Annotated in this window: 1 protein-coding gene; it reads left to right on the plus strand. The window is 61.7% G+C overall.

The features are described 5' to 3' along the window. Positions 1-186: 186 nt before the first annotated feature. A complete protein-coding gene (locus RAC79_RS25585; RefSeq protein ID WP_374997696.1) occupies positions 187-1,125 on the plus strand; it encodes an IS110 family transposase in 939 nt (312 codons plus the stop codon). Positions 1,126-1,148: the final 23 nt, after the last annotated feature.

Consider the following 1,148-nt stretch of genomic DNA (forward strand, 5'->3'; position numbering starts at 1 on the left):
CTTGTGTGGACGTATTGTGGTTTACTTGATGCATAGGCCGGGATGCGCATCCCGGCCTATGCAGGCAGGCGGCCGTATTTCCGGACTGGTTTACGCAGCCGAGATCAAGCAAGGCCCTGCCTGCTCCCTTTGACCCCGAACGGTTGATCGGGCTTTCGCCCGCACCACAAGCCTGGGAGCAAGGCCATGATACCGGAACTTCTCTTCGTCGGCATCGACGTTTCCAAAGCCCGCTTCGATGTTTTCGTCTATCCGGCCGGCAAGCGCTGGAGTACCGGCAGTTCGCCGACACAGATCGGCGCTCTCGCGAGCCGCCTTCTGGGGCTCGGACCGGTCGTCGTCGGACTGGAGGCGTCCGGCGGTTATGAGCGCAGGCTGGCCGACAGCCTGCATGCGGCAGGCCTGAAGGTCCATATCCTGCCGCCCGCAAGGGTTCGCAATTTTGCCAAAGCCATGGGGCAGCTGGCAAAGACCGATATGATCGACGCTGCCGTGATCGCCCGCTATCTGGCAACGGTACACGCTCACCTCACTCCATATGAACCAAATCCCGTGCGTACTCGCCTGAGCGCGCTCGCCGCCCACCGGCGCAGGCTGGTCGCCGAAAAGAGCGGTCTGACGAGCCAGCTCGATACCATCGAAGAGCCGCTGGTGCGCGACATGCTGGAGGTACGCCTGCGCATCATCGACACGGACATCGCCACTCTCGACCGCGCCATGCGCGATCTGCTCAAGGCGACGCCCGGCCTGCGAAAGCGCCACGACAGAATGTGCAAGGTCACCGGCGTCGGCCCGGTGCTGGCCACCGCGCTCATTGCCGATCTGCCTGAACTCGGCACTGTCTCTTCAAAGGTCATCGCCGCTCTTGTCGGCGTCGCGCCGCATGCGCGTCAATCCGGCTCATCAAACCGACAGGGCAAATGCTCCGGTGGCCGCAAGCATCTACGCGACATCGCCTATATGGCCGCACTCAGCGCCATCAAGGTCAAAGACCCCGTTCTTGGAGCCTTTTATCAGCGCCTGCGCAGCAAGGGAAAACCCTTCAAACTAGCCATCGTCGCAACAATCCGGAAGCTCGTCACTATCCTCAACGCCATCGCAAGGACAGATCCAGCATTTGCTTGATCATCCACGGTTGCTTGAGCCGG

The sequence above is a fragment of the Agrobacterium sp. LR_9 genome (assembly GCF_041954855.1).
Taxonomy (GTDB): Bacteria; Pseudomonadota; Alphaproteobacteria; order Rhizobiales; family Rhizobiaceae; genus Agrobacterium; species Agrobacterium leguminum.

Bases quoted from the DNA above. Each gene is read 5' to 3' on its own strand.
- RAC79_RS25585 (WP_374997696.1), top strand. From the start codon at position 187: ATGATACCGGAACTTCTCTTCGTCGGCATCGACGTTTCCAAAGCCCGC.